The sequence below is a fragment of the Sphingobium sp. YBL2 genome (genome assembly GCF_000943805.1).
GTDB classification, from domain to species: domain Bacteria; phylum Pseudomonadota; class Alphaproteobacteria; order Sphingomonadales; family Sphingomonadaceae; genus Sphingobium; species Sphingobium fuliginis.
Window position 1 is genome coordinate 247,079 of sequence record NZ_CP010954.1, and the last position, 22,225, is coordinate 269,303.

General features: G+C 68.2%; 18 protein-coding genes and 1 riboswitch. Of the genes, 5 read left to right on the top strand and 13 right to left on the bottom strand.

The genetic code is table 11. From position 1 onward, the window contains the following. Window positions 1–12: 12 nt before the first annotated feature. A riboswitch (cobalamin riboswitch) is annotated at window positions 13–227 on the bottom strand. Window positions 228–312: 85 nt separating this feature from the next. Further along, entirely contained in the window at window positions 313–1,296 is a 984-nt protein-coding gene (locus TZ53_RS01230) for a threonine ammonia-lyase (RefSeq protein ID WP_044660165.1), read from the top strand. Then, window positions 1,296–1,847 (top strand): molybdenum cofactor guanylyltransferase, encoded by a 552-nt coding sequence (mobA, locus tag TZ53_RS01235; protein ID WP_082718793.1) that lies wholly within the window; start codon window positions 1,296–1,298, stop codon window positions 1,845–1,847. The genes TZ53_RS01230 and mobA overlap by 1 nt, the downstream gene beginning before the upstream one ends. Here mobA and cobA read toward each other — a convergent pair. The 7 genes from cobA to TZ53_RS01270 all read right to left on the bottom strand — a co-directional run bounded on the left by cobA (window position 1,838) and on the right by TZ53_RS01270 (window position 11,742). Beyond that, window positions 1,838–2,620: a uroporphyrinogen-III C-methyltransferase gene (gene cobA, locus TZ53_RS01240; protein WP_044660167.1), complete on the bottom strand. Its 783-nt coding sequence runs from the start codon at window positions 2,618–2,620 to the stop codon at window positions 1,838–1,840. The genes mobA and cobA overlap by 10 nt on opposite strands. Next, window positions 2,607–5,228, bottom strand: coding sequence for a nitrate reductase (locus TZ53_RS01245; RefSeq protein WP_044660168.1), 2,622 nt, complete (start codon window positions 5,226–5,228; stop codon window positions 2,607–2,609). The genes cobA and TZ53_RS01245 overlap by 14 nt, the downstream gene beginning before the upstream one ends. Before the next feature lie 80 nt (window positions 5,229–5,308). Then, window positions 5,309–5,644 carry a nitrite reductase small subunit NirD gene (gene nirD / locus TZ53_RS01250; RefSeq protein ID WP_044662769.1) on the bottom strand — a complete coding sequence of 112 codons (336 nt, stop codon included), beginning with the start codon at window positions 5,642–5,644 and terminating at the stop codon, window positions 5,309–5,311. 5 nt (window positions 5,645–5,649) lie between these two features. Then, a complete protein-coding gene (gene nirB, locus TZ53_RS01255) occupies window positions 5,650–8,181 on the bottom strand; it encodes a nitrite reductase large subunit NirB (protein ID WP_044662770.1) in 2,532 nt (843 codons plus the stop codon). 297 nt (window positions 8,182–8,478) lie between these two features. Continuing rightward, complete coding sequence (locus TZ53_RS01260) at window positions 8,479–9,735, bottom strand: nitrate/nitrite transporter (protein ID WP_025547037.1); 1,257 nt, start codon at window positions 9,733–9,735, stop codon at window positions 8,479–8,481. 226 nt (window positions 9,736–9,961) lie between these two features. Next, complete coding sequence (locus TZ53_RS01265) at window positions 9,962–11,164, bottom strand: ABC transporter substrate-binding protein (RefSeq protein ID WP_044660169.1); 1,203 nt, start codon at window positions 11,162–11,164, stop codon at window positions 9,962–9,964. Next, a complete protein-coding gene (locus TZ53_RS01270; RefSeq protein ID WP_025547041.1) occupies window positions 11,164–11,742 on the bottom strand; it encodes an ANTAR domain-containing response regulator in 579 nt (192 codons plus the stop codon). Before TZ53_RS01270 ends, TZ53_RS01265 begins: the two co-directional genes overlap by 1 nt. 187 nt (window positions 11,743–11,929) lie before the next feature. Here TZ53_RS01270 and TZ53_RS01275 point away from each other — a divergent pair, with 187 nt between their 5' ends. Then, entirely contained in the window at window positions 11,930–13,507 is a 1,578-nt protein-coding gene (locus tag TZ53_RS01275; protein ID WP_044660170.1) for an ABC-F family ATP-binding cassette domain-containing protein, read from the top strand. Between the two features lie 9 nt (window positions 13,508–13,516). Here TZ53_RS01275 and TZ53_RS01280 read toward each other — a convergent pair whose 3' ends face one another. The 3 genes from TZ53_RS01280 to TZ53_RS01290 are packed head-to-tail and all read right to left on the bottom strand — an operon-like array spanning window position 13,517 to window position 17,758. Next, complete coding sequence (locus TZ53_RS01280; RefSeq protein WP_025547043.1) at window positions 13,517–15,046, bottom strand: DHA2 family efflux MFS transporter permease subunit; 1,530 nt, start codon at window positions 15,044–15,046, stop codon at window positions 13,517–13,519. Between the two features lie 11 nt (window positions 15,047–15,057). Continuing rightward, window positions 15,058–16,221 (bottom strand): EmrA/EmrK family multidrug efflux transporter periplasmic adaptor subunit, encoded by a 1,164-nt coding sequence (locus TZ53_RS01285; RefSeq protein ID WP_044660171.1) that lies wholly within the window; start codon window positions 16,219–16,221, stop codon window positions 15,058–15,060. Continuing rightward, a complete protein-coding gene (locus TZ53_RS01290; protein ID WP_044660172.1) occupies window positions 16,214–17,758 on the bottom strand; it encodes an efflux transporter outer membrane subunit in 1,545 nt (514 codons plus the stop codon). The genes TZ53_RS01285 and TZ53_RS01290 overlap by 8 nt, the downstream gene beginning before the upstream one ends. 87 nt (window positions 17,759–17,845) lie before the next feature. Here TZ53_RS01290 and TZ53_RS01295 point away from each other — a divergent pair, with 87 nt between their 5' ends. Further along, window positions 17,846–18,487 (top strand): TetR/AcrR family transcriptional regulator, encoded by a 642-nt coding sequence (locus TZ53_RS01295; RefSeq protein WP_025547049.1) that lies wholly within the window; start codon window positions 17,846–17,848, stop codon window positions 18,485–18,487. A gap of 53 nt (window positions 18,488–18,540) precedes the next feature. After that, window positions 18,541–19,164 carry a response regulator transcription factor gene (locus tag TZ53_RS01300; RefSeq protein WP_044660173.1) on the top strand — a complete coding sequence of 208 codons (624 nt, stop codon included), beginning with the start codon at window positions 18,541–18,543 and terminating at the stop codon, window positions 19,162–19,164. A gap of 46 nt (window positions 19,165–19,210) precedes the next feature. Here the strand turns inward: TZ53_RS01300 and TZ53_RS01305 are convergent, their stop codons facing one another. The 3 genes from TZ53_RS01305 to lysA are packed head-to-tail and all read right to left on the bottom strand — an operon-like array spanning window position 19,211 to window position 22,205. Next, on the bottom strand, window positions 19,211–20,164 hold the full coding sequence (locus TZ53_RS01305; protein WP_044662771.1) for a zinc transporter ZntB: 954 nt from the start codon (window positions 20,162–20,164) through the stop codon (window positions 19,211–19,213). After that, entirely contained in the window at window positions 20,161–20,925 is a 765-nt protein-coding gene (locus TZ53_RS01310; RefSeq protein ID WP_044660174.1) for a precorrin-2 dehydrogenase/sirohydrochlorin ferrochelatase family protein, read from the bottom strand. The genes TZ53_RS01305 and TZ53_RS01310 overlap by 4 nt, the downstream gene beginning before the upstream one ends. After that, a complete protein-coding gene (gene lysA, locus TZ53_RS01315; RefSeq protein WP_044660175.1) occupies window positions 20,925–22,205 on the bottom strand; it encodes a diaminopimelate decarboxylase in 1,281 nt (426 codons plus the stop codon). Before lysA ends, TZ53_RS01310 begins: the two co-directional genes overlap by 1 nt. Between the last annotated feature and the right edge of the window lie 20 nt (window positions 22,206–22,225).

Here is a 22,225-nt window from a genome sequence, read left to right on the forward strand (position 1 = left end):
CTGGACCAAGGCAAGAGCGACCATGCGCCGGCAGGTCTCCTGGCTCGCGGGTCAATGCGGCGATGCACGCCTTCCCGGACTTGCGTCCAGTGGCCGGCCCCTGGGCCGAAGTGCATCGCGCTCACCGCTTACAGTTGCAGGGACAGCCGCGGAATAGGACGGTTTCCCGTCCGCACCGCATTCCCGTTTTCAGCCCCCTTCGGGGCACCGGCGCGATCTTCTTTTTGCGCGCGAAGGCATTGCCCCGCCCGCGTCCCGCGCCATAAGGGAAAGCGGCGGCCATGCCAAGAGGCAGCCATGGAAGGAGATTGCATGCCGTTCGCCATCAGCCCCGCCGATGTCGAGGATGCGGCGCGGGTCATCGCCCCTGCCGCCATCCGCACGCCGCTGCTGGAAAATGCGGCGCTCAACGCCCGCTGCGGCCGGCGCGTGCTGGTGAAGTTCGAAGGCGCGCAGCACAGCGGATCGTTCAAGTTCCGCGGCGCCTACAACCGGCTGGCCCGCCTGGACGCGGCGGAGCGGAAGGCGGGGGTCGTCGCCTGGTCTTCGGGCAATCATGCGCAGGGCGTTGCCCTTGCGGCGCGGTTGCTGGGCATGGCGGCGACGATCGTGATGCCGGCCGACGCGCCCGCGATCAAGACGGCGAATACGCGGGCGCTGGGCGCCGATGTCGTGCCCTATGACCGCTTCACCCAAAGCCGGGAGGAAATCGCCACGAGGCTGGCGAACGAACGGGGCGCGGTGCTGGTGCCGTCCTTCGACGATCCCTTCATCATGGCCGGCCAGGGGACGATCGGGCTGGAGATCATGGAACAGGCCGCCGAAGCAGGGGCGGAGATCGGCCAGATCCTCGTCAATTGCGGCGGCGGCGGCATGGTGTCTGGAATTGCGACCGCCGTGAAGGCGCGCCAGCCCGGCGTCGCGATCCTGGCGGTGGAGCCGGAAGCGTTCGACGATACGGCGCGCTCGCTGGCGAGCGGCGTGCGGGAAAGCGTGTCGGCCGATGCGCGGTCGATCTGCGACGCCCTGCTGTCTCCCGCGCCGGGGGCGCTGACCTTTCCCATCAACCGGGCCTATCTGGCGGGCGGCCTTGCGGTGAGCGACGATCAGGTGCGCGACGCGATGCGCTTTGCCTTTTCGGCGCTCAAGCTGGTGGTGGAGCCGGGCGGGGCCGCGTCGCTGGCGGCGATGCTGGCCGGGCTGGCTCCGGATGCCGAGGGGGCGAGCGTCGTGGTGATCTCCGGCAGCAATGTCGATCCCGACAGCTATGCCCGGATCATCGCGGGCGGCGCATGATGCGGCTGATGGGGGCGGTTCTGGCCGGCGGGCGGTCCAGCCGGTTCGGCAGCGACAAGGCGCGGGCGATGCTGGATGGGCGCAGCCTGCTGGAGCATGCGGTGGCGGCGCTGGGGCGGCAGGTCGAAACCGTGGCGGTCTGCGGCCGGCAGGTGGAGGGGATGATCGGGCTGGCGGATCGGCCGGCTGCGGACATGGGGCCGCTGGGGGGCCTGAACGCGGCGCTGCATCATGCGCGGGCGCAGGGTTATGACGCGGTGCTGACGACCGGATGCGACGTGCCCGCCTATCCGGACGGGCTGGCGGAGGCGTTGATCGGACAGGGAGCCGCCATCCTCAAGGGGCAGCAGCTGATCGGCTTCTGGCCTGCTTCGCTGGCTGGCGAGCTGGACGCGCATCTGGCGGAGGAGAATAACCGGTCGATCCGTGGCTGGCTGGAGCGGGTGGGCGCGCGGATCGTGGAGCGGCCGGAGTTCGTGCTGCCCAACATCAACCGGCCGGAGGATCTGGAGAGACTCACCCGGCCGGGTCGAGACGGTCGTCAGGCGTGAAGGCCAACATGCGCGGCGAGGTCGGCAGGCGCATGCGTCCCGGCCACCGCCTCCCCGATCAGCAGCAGCGTCGGGTCGTCGTCGCTGATCGTCTGCACCAGAAAGGCGAGCGCCGACAGCTTGCCGCGGATCAGGCGTTCATTGGGCAGGGAGACGTTGACCGCCACCATCACCGGCGTTTCGGGATCGCGTCCGGCGGCGATCAGGCAGCGGCCGATCTCGCCCGCCGCCGCGCGGCCCATATAGATGCCGAGCGTGCCGCCCGGACGGGCCAGCGCTTCCCAGTCGAGCCGCAGCGGCTCGCCCGCCTTGAGATGCGCCGTCACCAGCGTCAATCCCCGCGCCACCCCGCGCAGCGTGAGCGAGGCATGCCCGCTCGCCGCCGCCGCGCTGGCCGTGGTGACGCCGGGGCAGATGCGCACGGCAACGCCCGCCTCCGCCAGATGGGCGATCTCCTCCGCCGAGCGGCCGAAGACCGAGGGGTCGCCGCCCTTGAGGCGGACGACGCGGCGGTCCGCCCTGGCGGCCGCGAGCAGCAGGTCGTTGATGCTGCCCTGCGCCTTCGAATGGCGGCCCGAACGCTTGCCGACGCTGACCCGCTCGACGTCTGGGGGGATGAGGTCGATCACGCCTGGCCCGACCAGCGCGTCGTGGAAGACGACATCCGCCGCCGCGATCAGCCTTTCGGCCTTGCGGGTGAGCAGGTCCGGATCGCCCGGCCCCGCGCCGACCAGCCAGACCTGTCCGGGGGCGATAAGATCATTCGGCTGCATGAAGCGTCTCCTGCATGTTTTGGGCAAGGATATTGGCGAGCGCGGGCCGGCACGATCCGCAATTGGTGCCCGCGCCCAGCGCCCTGCCGATGGCGGGCACATCGACCAGTTGCCGGTCGCGGATCGCGGCGACGATCTGGTTGAGGCCGATGTCGAAGCAGACGCAGACGGTCGCGCCCTTGTCTCCAGCGGCGCCCGGTTCCCGCGCCGCGAGGACGGAGCCGCCCACCCCCTCTGCCTGCAACTGGCCGATCAGCCAGTCGCGCGAGGGCAGCAGGCCGCTGCGCGTCACGAACAGCACGCCGTTCAGCCTGCCTTCGCCGATGGTCGCGATGCGGCGGGTGCCGCGCGATGCGTCCATCGCCTCGACGCGGTCGCCCTTCGGAAGAAAGGCGTCGAGGCGGGCGGGGTCGCCATTGCCGGCGATTTCGTAGAGCGCGCCGCCCGGCACGGCGATGCGGGTGGACCAGAGGCAGGGCAGCTTCACCGGCTGCCCGATCCCTTCCCGATCGCGCAGGATGAGGAAACCGCTCCACTCGGTCGCGACCTTCCCGATGCTGGCCGGGGTGGATTTGAAGCCGGGCTGGCCCGAATGGGGATCGACCAGCGGACGCGGGAGCAGGCCGGTGCGCCCGCCGCTGGACGTCTGGTCCGTCCAGTGGATCGGGGTGAAGATTTCGCCGCGCCGCTGGCCTTCGTTCAGGCTGACGCGGAAGATGCTGTTGCCCTGCGCCGTCTCGACGCGAGCAAGGTCGCGGTCGGCAATCCCCAGCGCCGCCGCGTCCCGCGGGTGGATTTCCACCAGCGGCTCTTCGCGATGGCGGGCGAGTTTCGGGGACAGGCCGGTGCGGCTCATCGTGTGCCACTGGTCGCGATAACGGCCGGTGTTGAGCGTCATCGGCCACTGTTTCAGCGGCTCCTGCATGTCCATCTGCTTCGTCAGGACCAGCCGCGCCCGGCCGTCCGGCGTCGGGAAGCGGCCGTCGGCAAAGGGCGTGCCGCCCCAGCGGAACGGCTCCATGGCGTCATAGGCATCATTGCCGATGGCGGCCCAGGCGCGCAGGTTCAGCACCCGCTGCCCGTCATTGCCATAAGCGGTGAGCCGCGCATGTTCGCGCCAGATGTCGGCGGGCCGATCATAGGCGAAGGCATTGCGCCACCCCATGCGGCGGGCGACCTCCTTGACGATCCACCAGTCCGGCTTCGCCTCTCCGGGCAGCGGCAGGAAGGGGCGCTGGCGGCTGATCGTGCGGTCCGAATTGGTGACGGTGCCGTCCTTTTCCCCCCAGCCGGCGGCGGGCAGGCGGACATGGGCATGCGCGCCCGTATCGGTGTCGGCCATGATGTCCGACATGACGACGAAGGGACAGGCGGCCAGCGCGTCCCTGACCCGGTTCGCGTCGGGCATGGAGACGGCCGGGTTGGTCGCCATGACCCAGAGCGCCTTGATCCGGCCCTCATCGACGGCGCGGAACAGGTCGACGGCCTTCAGGCCCGCTTTGGTGGCCATTTTCGGCGCGGCCCAGAAGCGGCCCACCCGCGCCACATTGTCCGGCGCGAAGTCCATATGCGCGGCGAGCGTCGAGGCGAGGCCGCCGACTTCCCGCCCGCCCATGGCGTTGGGCTGGCCGGTGATCGAGAAGGGCGCCGCGCCCGGCTTGCCGATGCGGCCGGTGGCGAGGTGGACGTTGATGATCGCGTTCACCTGATCGGTGCCGCGGATCGACTGGTTGATGCCCTGGCTGAACAGCGTCACCGTGCGCGGCGTGGCGGCGAACAGCGTGTAGAACTGCTCCAGCAGCGCGGGCGCGACGTCGCAGGTCTTCGCGGTCGTCCAGAGATCGTGCCCGGTGCGGATATGTTCCCAGAAACCCTCGGGCGCGCTGACATGATCGGCGAGGAAGGCCGGATCGGTGAGCCCCTGCTGCGCTATCCAGGCCAGCAGGCCGTTCATCAGGGCAACGTCGGTGCCGGGCTTCACCGGCAGATGCAGATCGGCCCCTTCGCAGGTTTCGGTGCGGCGCGGGTCGATGACGACCAGTTTCGTGCCGCGCGCGGCGCGGGCCGCCTGGATGCGCTGATAGACGATGGGGTGGCACCAGGCGGTGTTGGAACCCACCAGCACGATCAGGTCCGCCTCCTCCAGATCGTCATAGCTGGCGGGCACGACATCCTCGCCAAAGGCGCGATTGTGCCCGGCGACCGCGCTCGACATGCAGAGGCGGCTGTTGGTGTCGATGTTGGAGGAGCCGATGAAGCCCTTCATCAGCTTGTTGGCGACATAATAGTCCTCCGTCATGAGCTGACCGGAGACGTAGAAGGCCACGCTGTCCGGGCCATGACGATCGATGGTTTCGCGAAAGCGCCGGGCGACAAGGTCCAGCGCCTTGTCCCAGCCTGCCCGCCTGTTGCCGATCATCGGGTGCAGCAGGCGGCCGGTCAGCCCTGTCGTCTCGCCCAGATGCGTGCCCTTGGAGCAGAGGCGGCCGGCATTGGCGGGGTGAGTCTCGTCGCCCCTGATCGTGACCGAGCGGGGGCCGGTCGGCGTCGCGGAGATGCCGCAGCCGACGCCGCAATAGGCGCAGGTGGTGCGGATGGCGCGCTCCATTCACCCCTCCCCTTCGGGTTCGCCTGTGGAGGCTGCCCCGGCCCCTCCCCTGAAGGGAAGGGAATTTTTGCTGTTCCGATTCACGCCGCCGCCCTCGCCTGCTCCGGCGGTGCGATCAGGATGCGGTCTCCTTCCATCCGCACCGCTATGGTCGGGGTGCAGCCCTTATCCCCGCCCTGCGCCTCGCCCGTTCTGAGCGCGATGGTCCAGTTGTGCAGCGGGCAGGCGACGCTGTGGCCATGGACGATGCCCTGACTGAGCGGGCCTTTTTTGTGCGGGCATTCATTGACCAGCGCGAAGACATGGTCGTCGCCGGTGCGGAACACCGCGATTTCCTTCTCCCCTGCGATCTGCAGGGTACGGGCGCCGCGCTGGGGAATGTCGGCCAGCGTTCCGATGTCGATCCAGTCGGTCATGTCGTTCACTCCGCAGCGATGGCGCCAAAGGGCATTGGGGGTTCGAGGGGCTGGTGCAGTTCGCTGTCCGCACCGGCTGCGCGCTGCGCCCAGGGATCATCCTGAGAGAAGCTCTGCGAATAGAGGAAGCGGCTGCGGAGCGCCTCGCGGCCTGCTTCGTCCTCGACGATCCGGCTCTTCACATAGTCGACGCCGACCCGCTCTATCCACGGCGCGGTGCGCTCCAGATAGCGGGCTTCCTCGCGGTAGAGCTGGATGAAGGCGGCGCAATGATCGAGCGCCTCCTGCTCGGTCGCGACCTTGCAGAGCAGGTCGGTGGCGCGGACATGGATGCCGCCATTGCCGCCGACATGCAGTTCATAGCCCGAGTCGACGCAGACCACGCCGAAATCCTTGATCGTTGCTTCGGCGCAGTTGCGGGGGCAGCCCGACGCCGCGATCTTGAACTTGTGGGGCATCCACGATCCCCAGGTCATCCGCTCGATCCTGACCCCCAAGCCCGTGGAATCCTGCGTGCCGAAGCGGCACCATTCGGACCCGACGCAGGTCTTCACCGTGCGCAGCGACTTGCCATAGGCATGGCCCGACACCATGCCGGCGGCGTTGAGATCGGCCCAGACGGCGGGCAGGTCTTCCTTCCTGATGCCGAAGATGTCGAGCCGCTGGCCGCCCGTCACCTTCACCATCGGGGCGTTGTACTTCTCGACCACGTCGGCGATGGCGCGCAGTTCCCTGGGGCTGGTGAGGCCGCCCCACATGCGCGGCACGACCGAATAGGTGCCGTCCTTCTGGATGTTGGCGTGCATCCGTTCGTTGACGAAGCGGCTCTGCTGGTCGTCCCGATATTCGCCGGGCAGCGCGCAGAGCAGATAATAGTTCAGCGCGGGGCGGCAGGAGGAGCAGCCGTCCGGCGTCGACCAGTGCAGCAGTTGCATGACTTCCGGGATGGAGCGCATATTCTGCGCCACGATTTCCCGCCGGACATCGTCATGGGTGAAGCTGGTGCATTTGCACAGGGTCTTCGGGCCGGACTGGACCTCATCGCCCAGCACGACGCTCAGCAGATTTTCGACAAGGCCCGTGCAGGAGCCGCAGCTTGCCGACGCCTTGCAGGTGGCGCGCACCGCGTCGAGGCTGCACGCGCCCTTTTCGATGCAGGCGACCACCTGGCCCTTGGCTACGCCGTTGCAGCCGCAGATCTCGGCATCGTCCGAGAGCGCCGCAACGGCCGCCTTAGGGTCCAGCGCGCCCCCTCCCGAGGCGCCAAGGGCGGCATAAGCCTGACCGAAGATCAGCAGGTCGCGAATGCCGCTGACATCCTCCTCGCGCTTCAGCAGGTCGAAATACCAGCCGCCATCGACCGTGTCGCCATAGAGCACCGCGCCGACGATCCTGTCGTTCCTGACGACGACGCGCTTGTAGATCCCGCGCGAGGCGTCGCGCAGGACGATGTCCTCGCACCCCTCTCCGCCCGAAAAGTCGCCGGCGGAGAAGACGTCCAGGCCCGCTACCTTGAGCTTGGTGGAGGTGACGGAACCCTTGTAGCCGCTATGCCGGTCGGTCAGGCCGTCAGCGAGGCTGCGGCACATCTCCCACAGCGGCGCGACGAGGCCGTAGACATTGCCGTCATGCTCGACGCATTCGCCGACAGCGAGAATATCGGGGTCGCTGGTGACCATATGGTCGTCGACCCTGATGCCGCGATCGACCTCCAGCCCGGCTTCGCGGGCAAGAGCGGTCGAGGGACGGATGCCCACAGCCATCACCACCAGACTGGCGGGGATTTCGCGGCCGTCCTTCAGCCGGACGCCCTCGACCTTGCCGTCGCCATAGATAGATTCGGTGTTGGCGCCGGTCAGGATGGTCTGGCCCCGGCCCTCCAGAGCCGACTTCAGCAGCCAGCCCGCCGCTTCGTCGAGCTGCCGCTCCATCAGCGTGTCCATGAGGTGGATGACGGTCACCTTCATGCCGCGCAGGGTCAGGCCATGTGCGGCTTCGAGGCCGAGCAGGCCGCCGCCGATCACCACCGCGTCGCCGCCCTTTCCGGCGGCCTCCAGCATGGCGTCGACATCCTTCATGTCGCGGAAGCTGATGACGCCGGGCAGGTCCTTCCCCGGAACCGGGATGATGAAGGGGTCCGACCCGGTGGCGATGAGCAGCTTGTCATAGCCGACGGTGCGACCCGATTGGCTCGTGACGGTCTTTCCGGCGCGGTCTATCGCCGTCACCGGATCGCCCGCGATCAGTTCGATATTGTTGTCGCTGTACCAGTCGCGGCTGTTGATGATGATGTCGTCGAAGCTCTTTTCCCCGGCCAGAACCGGCGAGAGCATGATGCGGTTGTAATTTACATGGGGTTCCGCGCCGAAGATGGTGACGCGGTAACGGTCCCTGTCCCGCGCCAGCAGTTCCTCGACCGCGCGGCAGCCGGCCATGCCGTTGCCCACCACCACCATATGTTCGCGAACATCGTCCGAAGGCATGAAGAGCGCCTCTTCACTGGCCGTTTCCGGTCCGGCGTTGTTCTGAAAATCCATCCTTCGACTCCAGAAAAGAAAAAGGCCGCCATCCGGACCCCCGGTCCTGAAACCGGAAGTCTGGATGGCGGCCTTGCCATCATAAGCGCCTTGATCGTCCGTCTGTGGACCACCGCGGCTATGGAAGAAGGACAACCCTGTCCCTTGCATTGCAGCATATGCTCTTGACGATTCGGGTCAAGCGATTCCTCGCAGCACGATGTATTTTTGTTGCGGCGCCCCTGCACTTTGCCGCAGGCGCGAAAAGGGCGGCGGCCTGTCGTGGGCCGCCGCCTCCCTCTCCTTGCCGTAAGCCGATCAGATGCGCGCCGCGCCGGTCCAGGTCGCGCGCCAGCGGGCGCGGACCAGCGTGATGCCGAGGAAGGCGGCCAGCGCAAGGCCCGCGAAGATCAGGAAGCCGGGCGCGAAGCTGCCGGTGAACTGCCTGGCGATGCCCAGCGACGAGGCGAGATAGAAGCCGCCAATGCCGCCCGCCATGCCGACCAGCCCGGTCATGACGCCGATTTCCGCCTGAAAGCGCTGCGGCACGAGCTGGAAGACCGCGCCGTTGCCGACGCCCAGCGCCAGCATCGCGGCGACGAAGAAGCCCAGGGCGGAGAGCAGCGTCGGCGCATAGGCGACGCCCGCCAGAGCCAGCGCGGCAGCGATATAGACCATCATCAGCGCCTTGACGCCGCCGATCCGGTCGGCCAGCGCGCCGCCCATCGGGCGCACCAGCGACCCGGCGAAGACGCAGCCGGCGGTGCAATAGCCCGCGACCACCGGGGTAAGGCCAAATTGATCGGTGAAGTAGATCGGCAGCGAGGCGGCCAGTCCCACGAAACCGCCGAAGGTCACCGAGTAGAAGCCCATCAGCCACCAGGCGTCGGCGCTTTTCAGCGGATGGAAATAATCGACCAGCCGCTTGGGCGCGGGCGCATCGGGCGCGTTGCGGGCCATGACCATATAGAGGATGAAGACGATGGTCAGCGGAATGCAGGCAAGGCCCAGCACCGCGTTCCAGCCGAACAGCCTGGCCAGCATCGGCGCGAACAGCGACGCCAGCACCGTGCCGGAATTGCCCATGCCGGCAAGGCCCATCGCCTTGCCCTGATGTTCGGCGGGATACCAGCGGCTGGCGAGCGGCAGCGCGATCGCGAAGCTGGCCCCGGCAAAGCCCAGGATCACGCCCAGCGCCAGCGTGCCGCCGAAGCTGTCGACGCCGAGAAGCCATGCCGTGAAGAGGCCGAGGATGACGATCGCCTGACTGATCGCCCCCGCCTGCTTGCAGCCGATCCGATCGACCAGCAGGCCGTTGACGACCCGCAGCACGGCGCCCGCCAAAGTCGGGACGGCGACCATCAGCCCCTTTTCGGCCGGCGTCAGGCCCAGGCTTTTGGAGATGGAGGGCGCCAGCGGCCCCAGCAGCACCCACACCATGAAGGCAAGGTCGAAATAGAGGAAAGCGGCGATGAGCGTGGGCGTGTGCCCGGCCTTCCAGAAACTGGTCTGGCCGGCTTCTCCTTCAACCCCCGGAGCCTGGTCCTCCGGACGCTCCCAATATGCAGTTGCCATGATGACGTCCCTCGAATCTTGTGAAATGGGCACGAAAAAAGCCGCTTCCGGACCTCGCTCCTGCGAAATCCGGCCAGCGGCTTTGCTGTATGATCGGAGGGAGAACGCGATCCCGACCTTGGGAAGGGCTCATCCCGGAAAACGCGCCTCGTCGCGCGACTCTCATCTTATCTCGCGATTCGATCCATGTTGCAAGGCACAAATTGGCGAGCGCGAGGGTGGGTTTTCAGAAGCTGGCGAGGAAATCCTCGATCCGCTCCGGATCGAATATCCGGCCGTCGAAGAAACGGTCCGGCCCCAGCGTCAGTTCGCCCCGTTTCGATCCCACCGCGAGCGGAGAGGCCACCGCCCCTTCCACCTTCATGCTGGCGCCCGGCATCGCGACGTCGCTGTCCGCCAGCGCCCGGCGGAAGATGTCCGGCCGGAACACCGACGCGGCCCGGGCGGCATTGTCCGCGCTATGGTCCACCATCTTCCAGCGGACGAGCTGCGAATAGATCCACAGCGCCTGGCTGCGCCACGGAAAGGGCGTCGCCTCCCGCGAGAAGAGCATGAAATCGGGCATGGAGAGCGGCGCCATGTCGATGCGGGGCACGATCCTGCCCGACAGCGCGCGCAGGATCACCTCCGCAGGCTGGTCCACATATTGGGGGCGCGAGAGAAGATGCGCCAGCGCCTCCTGATTTTCCGGGTCGTCGCACCAGCCCGCCGCCCGCACCAGCGCCCGCAGCAGCCGGTCGACGCTGTCGGGATTCTCCTCCAGCCAGGGCGTGCGGAAAGCCAGCACCTTCTCCACCCCGCGCCGCCAGATGCGCTCGCCAATGGCCACGGCTTCGGCCAGCCCGGCATCCACGGCCGCGCTGCCCCAGGGTTCGCCCGCGATGAAGCCGTCAATCTCCCCCGCCCCGATCGCCTCCACCGTCAGCGAGGGGGGAAGCACGCGCAGGATGACGTCGCGATCCGGATCAACCCCCGCGCTCGCCAGCCAGTAGCGCAGCATGACGGAATGGCTGGAAAAGCGATGGACGACGCCGATCACCGGCTTGCGCTTCCAGAGGCCGATGGCCGCCGCGAAATCATGCGCGGTGCCCAGCGGATCGTCCAGCCGCGCCGCTATGTCCGGGTCGAGCGCCTGCGCGAACGCGCTCGCCATCACCAGCATGTTGCCGTTGACGTTGAGCTTGTAGGGGGCGGCAAGCGGCGCGGCCTGCTGGCTCAACCCCAGGGTCACGGCGACGGCGAGCGGCGCCAGCATATGGGCGGCCTGCACCTGGCCGAACACCAGCCGGTCGCGCAACGTCGCCCAGCTTGTCGTGCGGACGAGGTCGAGATGCAGCCCCTCCTCCTCCGCGAAGCCCCTTTCCCGCGCCACCGCCAATACGGCGGCGTCGGTCAGCGGCAGGAAGGCGATGCGCAGTTCGGTCGTCATCACATCCCTCCCAACAGGTCGCTGGCGGTGATGAGGGCCTGGGCGACGTCCACGATCTTCTTTCCCTGATTCATCGCGCTCGACCGCAGCAGCGCATAGGCGTCCGGCTCCGAAAGGCCGCGCTGGCTCATCAGGATGGACTTGGCGCGATCGACGATCCTGCGGTCGGACAGCGCGGTGCGCGCCTCGTCCAGTTCGGACTGCAATTTCGCGAAGGCGTTGAAGCGACGCACCGCCAGTTCCAGCACCGGCTTCACCCTCTCCTTCCGCAGCCCGTCGACGACATAGGCGGATACGCCCGCGTCGATGGCCGCGCCGATCATCGCCTCGTCGGACTGGTCGACGAACATGGCGATGGGACGGGCGAGCGCCCGGCTGACCGTCAGCATCTCCTCCAGCGTATCGCGGCTGGGGCTGCCCAGGTCCATCAGCACGACGTCCGGGGCCATGCGTTCCAGCCGCGCGACGAATCCGCCGCGCGGGGGGACGATATGAATATCGTCATAGCCCGCCTCGCGCAGCCCTTCCTCCAGAACCGTCGCGCGCAGGCCGCTGTCGTCGATGATGACGATTCGCATGAGACCCCAAGCCTTTTTCGCCACTCAGTGGCCGCGATGTTGCGCCGCGTCAATCGGGCGCGACCGACGACAATTGCCAAGGATGGCGCGCCGCTGTATGCCCGGTCCCGTTTCCCGGAGGATGACGTCATGGACAACTATCTGATCGCAAAGCCCAATCGCTCTGCCCTCAGGAAAGTCGCCGTCCATGCCCTCCATCGTCATTTCCCAGCTCGGCTGGTCCGCGCCTGACGGCACGGCCGTCCTTTCCGGGCTCGATTTTCGTTTCACCGCCGAACGACTCGGCCTTGTCGGACGCAATGGCGTCGGCAAGTCGACCTTGCTCGCCCTGATCGCCGGGCAACGCGCGCCCGCCAGCGGCACGATCCGCATCGACGGCGGCATCGCGACGCTGCGCCAGACCGTTCAGGTCGACCCGGAGGAACGCATTGCCGACCTGTTCGGCGCGCGGGAGGCGCTGGCCCTGCTCGGCAAGGCGGAGCGGGGCGAGGTCGATATGGCGGAGCTGGAGGCCTGCGACTGGACGCTGCCCGGCCGGATCGAGGAAGCGCTGGCCTCCGTCGGGCTGGCGGCCGATCCCGACACGCCATTGCTGGCCTTGTCCGGCGGCCAGCGCAGCCGCGCCGCGCTGGCCGGAGCGGCCTTTGCCCGGCCCGACTTCCTGTTGCTGGACGAGCCGACCAACAATCTGGATGCCGAGGGGCGCGCTGCCCTGTCCGACCTGCTTTCGCGATGGAAGGCCGGCGCGATCGTCGTCAGCCACGACCGCGCGCTGCTGGAGCAGATGGAGGCGATTGCGGAACTGACGAGCCTTGGCATCCAGCGCTATGGCGGCAACTGGACCGCCTATCGCGAGCGCAAGGCGGTCGAACTCGCCGCGGCGGGCCAGCAACTGGAACAGGCCGAACGGCGCATGACGGACATCGCCCGCCGGACGCAGATCGCAGCCGAGCGCAAGCAGCGCCGGGACGCCGCCGGAGCGCGCAAGGGTGCGAAGGGCGACATGCCGCGCATCCTGATCGGCATGCGGAAGAACCGGGCGGAGGGGTCCGGCGGCGATGCCGCGCGATTGGCCGACCGCCTGCGCCGGGAGGCGGAGGAGGCGGCGCAGGCGGCGCGCAGCCGGATCGAGATCGTCGAAAGCCTGACCGTCGCCCTGCCCTCGACCGGATTGCAGGCGGACCGGCAGATCGTGCGGATCGACAGGGTGTCGGCGGGCTATCGCGCCGATGCGCCGGTGCTGCGCGACTTCAGCCTGCGGATCGACGGGCCGGAGCGGATTGCCGTCACCGGGCCCAATGGCGCGGGCAAATCGACGCTGCTGAAGCTGATCGCCGGTCTGATCCCGCCGCTGTCCGGCACGGTGCAGCTATCGGTCGATTGCGCGCTGCTGGACCAGAGCGTCGGCCTGCTCGACCCGCGGGCCAGCATTGCCGCCAATTTCGCCCGGCTGCACCCCCGCGCCACCGAAAATGCCGTGCGCGCGGCATTGGCGCGGTTCCGGTTCCGCGCCGATCTGGCGCTGCAGAGGGTGGGGACGCTCAGCGGCGGGCAGTTGTTGCGCGCCGGGCTCGCCTGCGTGCTTGGCGGCGACACATTGCCGCCGCTGCTGATGCTGGACGAGCCGACCAATCATCTCGATCTCGATTCCGTCGCGGCCATCGAGCAGGGGCTTGCCGCCTTCGACGGCGCGTTGATCGTGATCAGCCATGACGCCGCCTTTCTGGAAGCGGTCGGCATCGGCCGGGAGGTCAGCCTGGAATAGGCGCGCCGGTCAGTGCGCCGCCGAACGATCGACATTGCCGGTGGGGCGGGGAGCAAGCCACACCACGGCGGCGGCCAGGAACAGCACCAGCGCGGCGATGAAGAAGACATGGTTCATCGACACCACCTGCGACTGGGCGTCGACCAGATTGCCCACCGTCTGCCGCGCCTGTTCCTGCGTGAAGCCGCGGCTGGCCAGGTCGGCCATGGTCGCGTCGCCATGCAGCGTCCCGACCACCTCATTGCGCCACACCCGCTGCCCGTTCCCCCAGCCGGTCAGCACGATCGACGTGGAAATGGCGATGGCCAGCGTGCGCAGGAAATTCTGCATGCCCGCCGCAGAGGCGGTTTCCTCCGGCCGGACCGACCCCAGGGTCAGCGTCGTCAGCGGGATCATGAACAGGGGCATGCCGAAACCCTGGGCCAGTTGCGGAAGGGAGATCGTCCAGAAATCCGCATCGGTGGTCCAGTGCGCCCGCCAAAGCGTCATCAGCCCGATCCAGGCGACGCCGGTCGAAATCATCAGGCGCACGTCGACCTTGCTCACCAGCCGCCCGACAATGGGCGCCACGAGCATGGCGGTCATCGCCGTGAACGCCGTCGCCAGCCCCGCCCAGGCGGCGGTATAGCCCATCGAAATCTGCAGCCATTGCGGGATGACGACGATACCCGCGAAATAGGCGCCGAAGCAGAGCGCGAGCGTGAACACCCCGGAGGTGAAGCCGATATGGCGGAACACGCGCAGGTCGACGATGGGATGTTCCTCGGTCAGTTCCCAGATCAGGAAGACGCAGAAGCCGATGGCCGCCAGCACCGCCAGCGCGACGATCAGCGGATCGCCGAACCAGTCATGGTCGCGCCCGATGTCCAGCATGATCTGAAGGCAGCCGATCCAGAAGATGAGCAGCGCAAGGCCGATATAGTCGATGGGCAGCTTCATCCGATCCGTCTCCACCGGGGGCAGCAGCACCATGGCGGCAAAGACGCACAGGGCCGCGATGGGCAGGTTGATGAAGAAGATCCAGTGCCAGCTCCAGTTGTCGCTGATATAGCCGCCGACGATGGGACCGAGCGCGGGGCCAAGCAGCGTCGTCATCGCCCACAGCCCCATGACGCGCCCGCGCTGTTCCGGCGGGAAGATGCGCATCAGCAGGGTCTGCGACATCGGCATCAGCGGCCCGCCGCACAGGCCCTGGCCGATGCGGCAGACGACGATCATGCCCAGCGTCATGGACAGGCCGCACAGCAGGGAGAACAGGCCGAAGCCCAGCATGCCGAAGGTGAACAGCCGCACGGCGCCGAAGCGCTGCGCCAGCCAGCCGGTCAGCGGCACGCAGATCGCCTCCGCCACGGCGTAGCTGGTGATGATCCAGGTGCCCTGATCGGCGGAAATGCCCAGATTGCCCGCGATATGCGGCACCGAGACATTGGCGATGGTAAGGTCGAGCACGACCATGAAATTGCTGAGCGCCAGCGTCAGCCCCGCCAGCAGGCGATGACGGGGCGACAGGAGCGTGAAGGTTTCGGCCGGGCGGCTCACCACGGGCCTCCCTATTCGCCCGAAAGGTCGATTTCGGCTTCCATGGAAAGCCCGATGCGCAGGGGATGTTCGGCCAGTTCCCTGGGATCGAGCGCGATGCGCACGGGCAGGCGCTGCACCACCTTGATCCAGTTGCCGGTGGCGTTCTGCGCCGGGATCAGCGCCATCGACGCGCCGGTGCCGCCGGCGAAGCCGATCACCCTGCCATGATAGACGACGTCGCCGCCATAAAGGTCCGAAGTGACCGTGGCGGGCATGCCGACCTTCACCCGGCCGAGCTGGCGTTCCTTGAAATTGGCGTCGACATAGACCTGGGCGAGCGGCACGATGCTCATGATCGGGCTGCCCTGCGCGACGCGCTGGCCGACCTGCACCGACCGCCGGGTCACGACGCCGTCGATCGGGGCGCGGATGATGGAGCGGTCAAGGTCGAGCCGGGCATTGTCCAGCTTCGCCTTCGCGGCCAGCACGGCGGGATCGGTGTCGACGGTCGACCCGCGCACCAGCGCGTCATTGGCGGCAAGCTGGCCGCTGGCCGCGCCGCGTGTAGCCTCGGCCGTCGCCACCCCGGCCTTCGCCAGGTCGAGCGCCGCCTGCGCCGCGGCATAGGCCTTGCGCGCGCTGGTCAGTTCCTCGCCCGAGACGGCGCCGTTGGGGGCCAGCGCCTCCCGCCGACGGAGGTCGATGCGCGCCTTGTCGAAATCGGCCTGCGCCGTCGCGAGCTGGGCCCGCGCCTGGTTGATGTCGGCGCCGCGCGCCTCCACCTGCGCCGCCAGCGAGCCGCTGGTCGCGAGGGTCTGGCGGAAGCGGCGGCGGGCTTCGGCAAGGTCGGCCTCCGCCTGCGCCACGGCGATGCGGGCGTTGGTGGGGTCGAGCTTCACCAATATGTCGCCGCGCTTGACCGCCTGGGTATCCGTCACCAGCACTTCGACCGCCTGGGCGGAAATGAGCGGCGTCACCTGCGCCACTTCCGCATTCACATAGGCATTGTCGGTGCTGACATGGTTGCGGCCGACCAGCAGGTACCAGAGGGCATAGGCCGCGCCGACGACCAATATGACCAGCGCCAGCCGCACGAGCCATTTCCTGCGGGTTTCCATGCGCCGGGCGGCGGCATCGGCCGCATCGTCGGCCTTGCTCGCTTCGGACGTGAATTCGGGCTTGGCGTCAGCCATGGGGCGTATCCTTGGGCAACTGGAGCGGGTTCTGCGCATCGCTGGCGGCAAAGCCGCCGCCCAGCGCGCGGACGAGGGCGATGTCGAGCGTGAAGGCGCTGGCCTCCAGCTCCGCGACGGTCTGGCGGGCGGCCAGAAGCTGGTCCTCCACGTTCAGCACGTCGAGATAGGTGTTGAGCCCGCCTTCATAGCGCTGGCGGGCGATGTCATAGGCTTCCTCCGACGCGATCAGCGCCGCGCGGGCATCGGTCAGCCGCTGGTCCAGCGTCCGCCGTCCGGTCACGGCGTCGGCCACCTGCTGATAGGCGCCGAGGACGGTCCGGTCATAGCTGGCCACCGCCTCTTCATAGGCGGCGCGGACGCCGCGATACTGGCCGCTGAGCGCGCCGCCATGGAAGATCGGCAGGCTGACCGCCGGCCCCGCATTGCCGAACAGCGAATCCTTCTTGAACAGCGTGTCCGCGAAGGAGCTCGATCCGCCGGAGAAGGCGCCGTTCTGGAGCACGGTCTGATAGCCGAGCGATTGCACGCCGATCAGCGCGCTCAGGCGAATGGCCGGAAAGAAGTCGGCCCGCGCCACCTTGATCCGCTTGGCCGCCGCTTCGGTCCGGGCGAGCGCCGCGGCGACATCGGGGCGGCGGGCGACCAGATTGGTGGTGACGTCCGCCGGCAGGCCGAGCGGACCGGGGCTGCCGAGCCGGGGCCTTGCAATGGCGAGACCCCGGTCGGGTCCGGCGCCGATCAATGCGGCGATCTGATGCTGGCGGACCGCAATCGCCTGGTCGGCGGCGGCGAGCTGCGCCTTGGCGGAGAATAGGGTGGCGTCGGCCTGCCGCTCGCTGCCGCGCGTTTCCAGCCCGTTGGCGCGGCGGTCCGCCACCAGCTTCTGGCTGGCGGTGCGGATTTCCAGCGCGCGGGCCTGAATGTCACGCTCGTCATAGAGCCGGGCGAGATCGGCATAGGCATCGGCCACGCCGGCCGCCAGCGCCAGCCGGGCCTGCCGCGCATCGATCTCCGCCGCGCGGGCTTCCGAAGTCGCCGCCGCCAGCGCCGCCCGGTTCCTGCCCCACAGATCGAGGTCGAAGCCGAAATCCAGCGCCACCCGGCCGGTACCCAGCCAGCCCTTGGGAACGAATTCCTTGGGCATCCCCATATTATAGCTGGATTTGGTGACGCCGCTGCTGGCGTCCAGATCGACCGAAGGCAGCAACGGCGCGCCCGCCTGCTGCGCGGCGGCATTGGCCTGGGCGAAGCGGGCGGCGGCGGCGCTGACGTCCGGCGAACCCTTCAGCCCTTCCTCGATCAGCGCGTCCAGTTGCGGATCGCCATAGCCCTTCCACCAGCCTTCGGACGGCCATTGCGCGGAACCGTCGGCCTGAAGGCTGCGATCCGCCGCGATGCTGGCGGGCGCGCGCACGACCGGCTGGGGGCCAAGGTCGGGCACCGCCGCACAGGCGGACAGCAGGGCCACGCCCCCGGCAAGAAGCCCGGCGCGAGCGGAAGGGGGAAAGGGATTTGGAAGGCGACTCACGGGCATAAAACCGTACCAAATAGTATGAAATGAGCCTTTGCGCCTGATGCGAATCCTTGTCAACCAAAATAGCGTACTATATGGTACGATTTCATGACGGAGCCCATTCCCCCGATCAGCCGCCGCGAAGCGCGGCGCCGCGACCGGCGCAAGACCATATTGAAGGTCGCGTCGCGTTCCTTCATGGAAAAGGGCTATGCCGCGACGACCATGTCGGGGATCGCCGCGGCGCTGGGCGGATCGAAGGGCACCCTGTGGAGCTATTTCCCGTCCAAGGAAGAGCTGTTCGCCGCCGTTCTGGACGACGCGACCACCGCTTATCGATCGCGCCTCGCTGAAATCCTCGATCCCGACGGCGACCTTGCAGGCACGTTGCGGACCCTGGGCGTCAACCTGCTGACGAAGATCACATCGCCCGAAAGCGTCGCGCTATACAGGCTGGTGGCGTCGGAAGCGGGCCGCTTTCCCGAAATGGGGGCGATCTTCTACCAACATGCACCGGGCAATACCCGGCGATTGGTGGCCGAATTCCTGGAAAGGGCGATGGATCGCGGGCTTTTGCGCCGGGCAGACCCCGAACTGGCGGCGCGCACCTTCACGATGCTGATGCTTACGGGCTGTCACCAGTCGCTGGTCTGGGGACAGATCGAGCGGGCGACGGCAGAGCAGATCGAGGCCGATGTCGACAATGGGCTGGACTGTTTCCTGCGCGCCTATGCGCCGGAGCCGCGTTAACCATTTCTTTGCCCGCCGATCCTATGCTGCGCGGTGGCAAGAGGTGGGACGTCATGCAATTCTGGAAACGCGACAGCATCAGCAGGCCGCAACAGGCGCAGGGTCCGGACGGCGGACACGCGCCCCGGCGATTGCGCCTTCTGCTGGTCGATGAAGACGCCACGTCCCGCGCCGTCGTGGCCCGGCGGCTGTCGCATCTGGGCTATGACGTCGCGCTGGCGGAAAGCGGCTTCACCGCGATCAACATGCTGGTCACGCGGCCGGTGGACATCATCCTGATCGACATGGGACTGGCGCTGCTGCCCGGCCTGACGACGATGCGGAAGATCCGCGCGGCGGGACTGGCCGAAAATGCCTGTTTCGTCATGATCGGCGGGCGGAACGACAGGGTGTCCGCGGTCGACGCGCTGGATGCGGGGGCCGACGACCATGTGGTGAAGCCCTTCGATTTCGACCTGCTGGATGCGCGGCTTCGCCATTTGTGCGCAAGGGCGGAGCAGGTCGGTGCGCTGGCGCGGCATAATGCGGAACTGGACGCGCGGATCGCCCGCCGCGCGCTGGAACTGGGCGAAACGCGCGATGCGCTGGCGGAGATGCAGGCGGACCGGGCGCGGCTGGTGTCATCGATCCAGGCGCTGCATGACGAGATCGCCCGGCTCAACGCGGCGCGGAACTAGGGCCTGAGGCTGTCATCCCGGCGCAGGCCGGAATGACGGGCCGGAATCACTTCAGCCACTGCGTCGCCGCGAACCAGCCGGCAATGCCGGCCGCCATGGCCATGCACACACCGACCACGCCCCAAAAGGCCCAGGGTTCATGGGCATAGGGTATGCCGTCCACATTCATCCCCAGCAGCCCGGTCAGGAAGGTCAGCGGCAGGAACACCAGCGCCACGACCGAGATGATCAGCGCCTGCCGGTTCATCTGCTCCGCGCGCAGGTCGGTCAGTTCTTCATGGGCGAGCGCCGACCGTTCGCGCACCGCTTCCAGCTCCTCCGCCATGCGGGCGCAGCGGTCCGCCGCTTCCTGGAGGTGCAACCGGTCGTCGGGTTCCAGCCATGACGCATCGGCGGCGGACAGTCTTTCCAATGCCTGCCGCTGCGGCGCGATGAAGCGGCGATAGCCGATCGCCGTCGCGCGGATTTCCGACACGCGCCGCCGCGCCTCCGCCGGGCCATGTTCGGTCAGCGCGCTTTCGATCTCGTCCAGGCCGTCGCCCAGTTCGGCGACTTCCGGGTCGAGCGCTTCGGTGATCTGCTGCGCGAAGGCGGCGATCAGGTCGCCCGGATCGCGGATCAGACCCCGCAGCATCTGCTGCATGACGGGCTCCATCGCCGCGAGCGGCCGATAGCTGACGGAAATGACCCGCGCCTCTTCGGCCCAGAGGCGGATCGACACCAGCGGGTCGCCTCCATCGTCATCCGCCGCGCCAAGCCCGCGCAGGTTCACCAGCGCGCCATGGGCCATCAGCGTGCAGCGCGGCCGGGTCTCCTGCGCCAGCAGCGCGGACAGCGCCGCTTCGGGCATATGGTCGCAGCGGGACGCGACGTGGCGGGCATCCTCCTTCCAGCCATCGGCATGGACCCAACTGAACGGCGCGTCCTGCGTCCGCGCGCAGAAATCGTCGAGCGAGATTTCCTGCGCCCGAGCGCCGTCGAAGAGGAAGACCCGGCTTATGGCGTCATCTCCATCCAGAGCGACAGGCCTGCCCCCGGATCGTCGGGCGGCGCGTCTGCCAGGATGCGCACGGCATCGGCCCGCGCCCTGTCCAGTATCGCGGCAGGCACGTCCGGCGCGTGATAGACGCGATCCGCCTCGCCCAGCAGGCGGGCGGCGCGCAGGCTGAGATCGTCGGGATCGCCCGACAGCAGGCGGATGTTTTCCAGCCTGTCGGCCCCGGTCCAGAGCCCGCCCCCTTCGGAAAGCCAGTGCGGCACGGCGTCCACGGCTTTGTCGGACAGCGGATCGATCAGCCCGCGCACGGCAAGGCCGGCGTCGATCGCCCGCCGCCTTGCCGCGGCATCGGGCCAGCGCTGGCGGATCGCGGCGCGCGCATCGTGAAGCGCCGTCGCCAGCAGCCCCAGACGGGCCGGCAGCAAAGCTTCGATGCGTTGCCTGAGCGCCTTGGCGAGACCCGCCGAAGCGCCGCCCGTGCCGATGGCGATCAGCACCGGCTCCCGGTCGACAATGGCGGGCAGGGTGAAGTCGCAAAGTTCCGGCCTGTCGGTCGCGTTCACCAATATGCCCCGGGCCCGGAGCCGCTGCACGGTCGCCGCATCGCCATCCGAGACGATGGCGAGCGTGGCCTCAGCCGCCTCGCCCACGATCCGCGCGCCCGCCCGTTCGAGCAGGCGCCGCTTGGCGTCCGCCGCCTCCCCTTCGCCGGTCAGGATGACGGCCCGCCCTTGCAACCGCAGGAAAACGGGCAGGCTGTGCATCAGTCCTGCACATCCTTCGACGCTACCCAGGCCGGAATGCTGTCCCCCTCGATCAGCGCCTCGACCGGCGGACGGGCGCGGACAACGGCCCATTTGTCGCCCGACACCAGCACTTCGGGCGTCAGCGCGCGGCTGTTATAGGTGCTCGCCATGGTCGCCCCATAGGCCCCGGCGGTCATGAAGGCGACCAGATCGCCCGCCCCCACCACATCCATGTCGCGGTGCATGGCGAAGGTGTCGCCCGTCTCGCACACCGGGCCCACCACATTGGCGGCGGCGCGCTCGCCCTTCGGTTGCACGGCGCGGATGTCGTGCCAGGCGTCGTAGAGGCTGGGCCGCAGCAGGTCGTTCATCGCCGCGTCGACGATCACGAAGGGGGCCTGCGCGCCCTGCTTCACCCGCACCACCTGCGACAGCAGCACGCCCGCATTGCCGACGATCAGGCGGCCCGGCTCGAACATCAGGCGGACGTTCCAGCCCTGCGTCACCTTCGTCACCATCGCGCCATAGTCGGCGGGGCTGGGCGGCAGCGGCTGCGAGGGATCATAGGGCACGCCCAGCCCGCCGCCGAGATCGGCGGTGCGGATGTCATGGCCTTCGCCGCGCAGCCTTTCGATCAGCGCGCCGACCTTGGCGAAGGCGGCTTCCAGGGGCGCGAGATCGGTGAGCTGGCTGCCGATATGCACCGCCACGCCCTGCACGTCGAGGCCGGGGAGGCCGCGCGCCGCGGCATAGCTGGCCAGCGCCCGGTCATAGGGGATGCCGAACTTGTTTTCCGACTTGCCGGTCGAGATCTTGGCATGGGTTCCCGCGTCGACATCGGGGTTGATGCGATAGGCGACCGGCGCCCTCTTCCCCATCGACAGGGCCACTTCGGAGAGCATTTCCGCTTCGGGCTCACTTTCCAGATTGAACTGGTAGATGCCCTTTTCCAGCGCGATGCGCATTTCGTCGGCCGTCTTGCCGACGCCCGAAAAGACGATGCGGTCCGCCGGAATGCCCGCCGCCATGGCGCGCAGCAATTCGCCCACCGACACGACGTCGGCGCCGAGGCCCAGCTTCGCCAGCGTCGCCAGCACGGCGGCGTTGGGATTGGCCTTCACCGCGAAGGCGATCAGCGGATCATCAAGCTGCGACAGTCCTTCGCGGAACACGCCGACATGGCGGGTCAGGGTCGCGGTCGAATAGATGTAGACGGGCGTGCCGACCTGCGCGGCGATCTCCGCCATCGGCACCTGCTCCACCAGCATCGCGCCGTCGACATAGGTAAAATGGTCCAAGTCAGTCTATCCTAGAAATC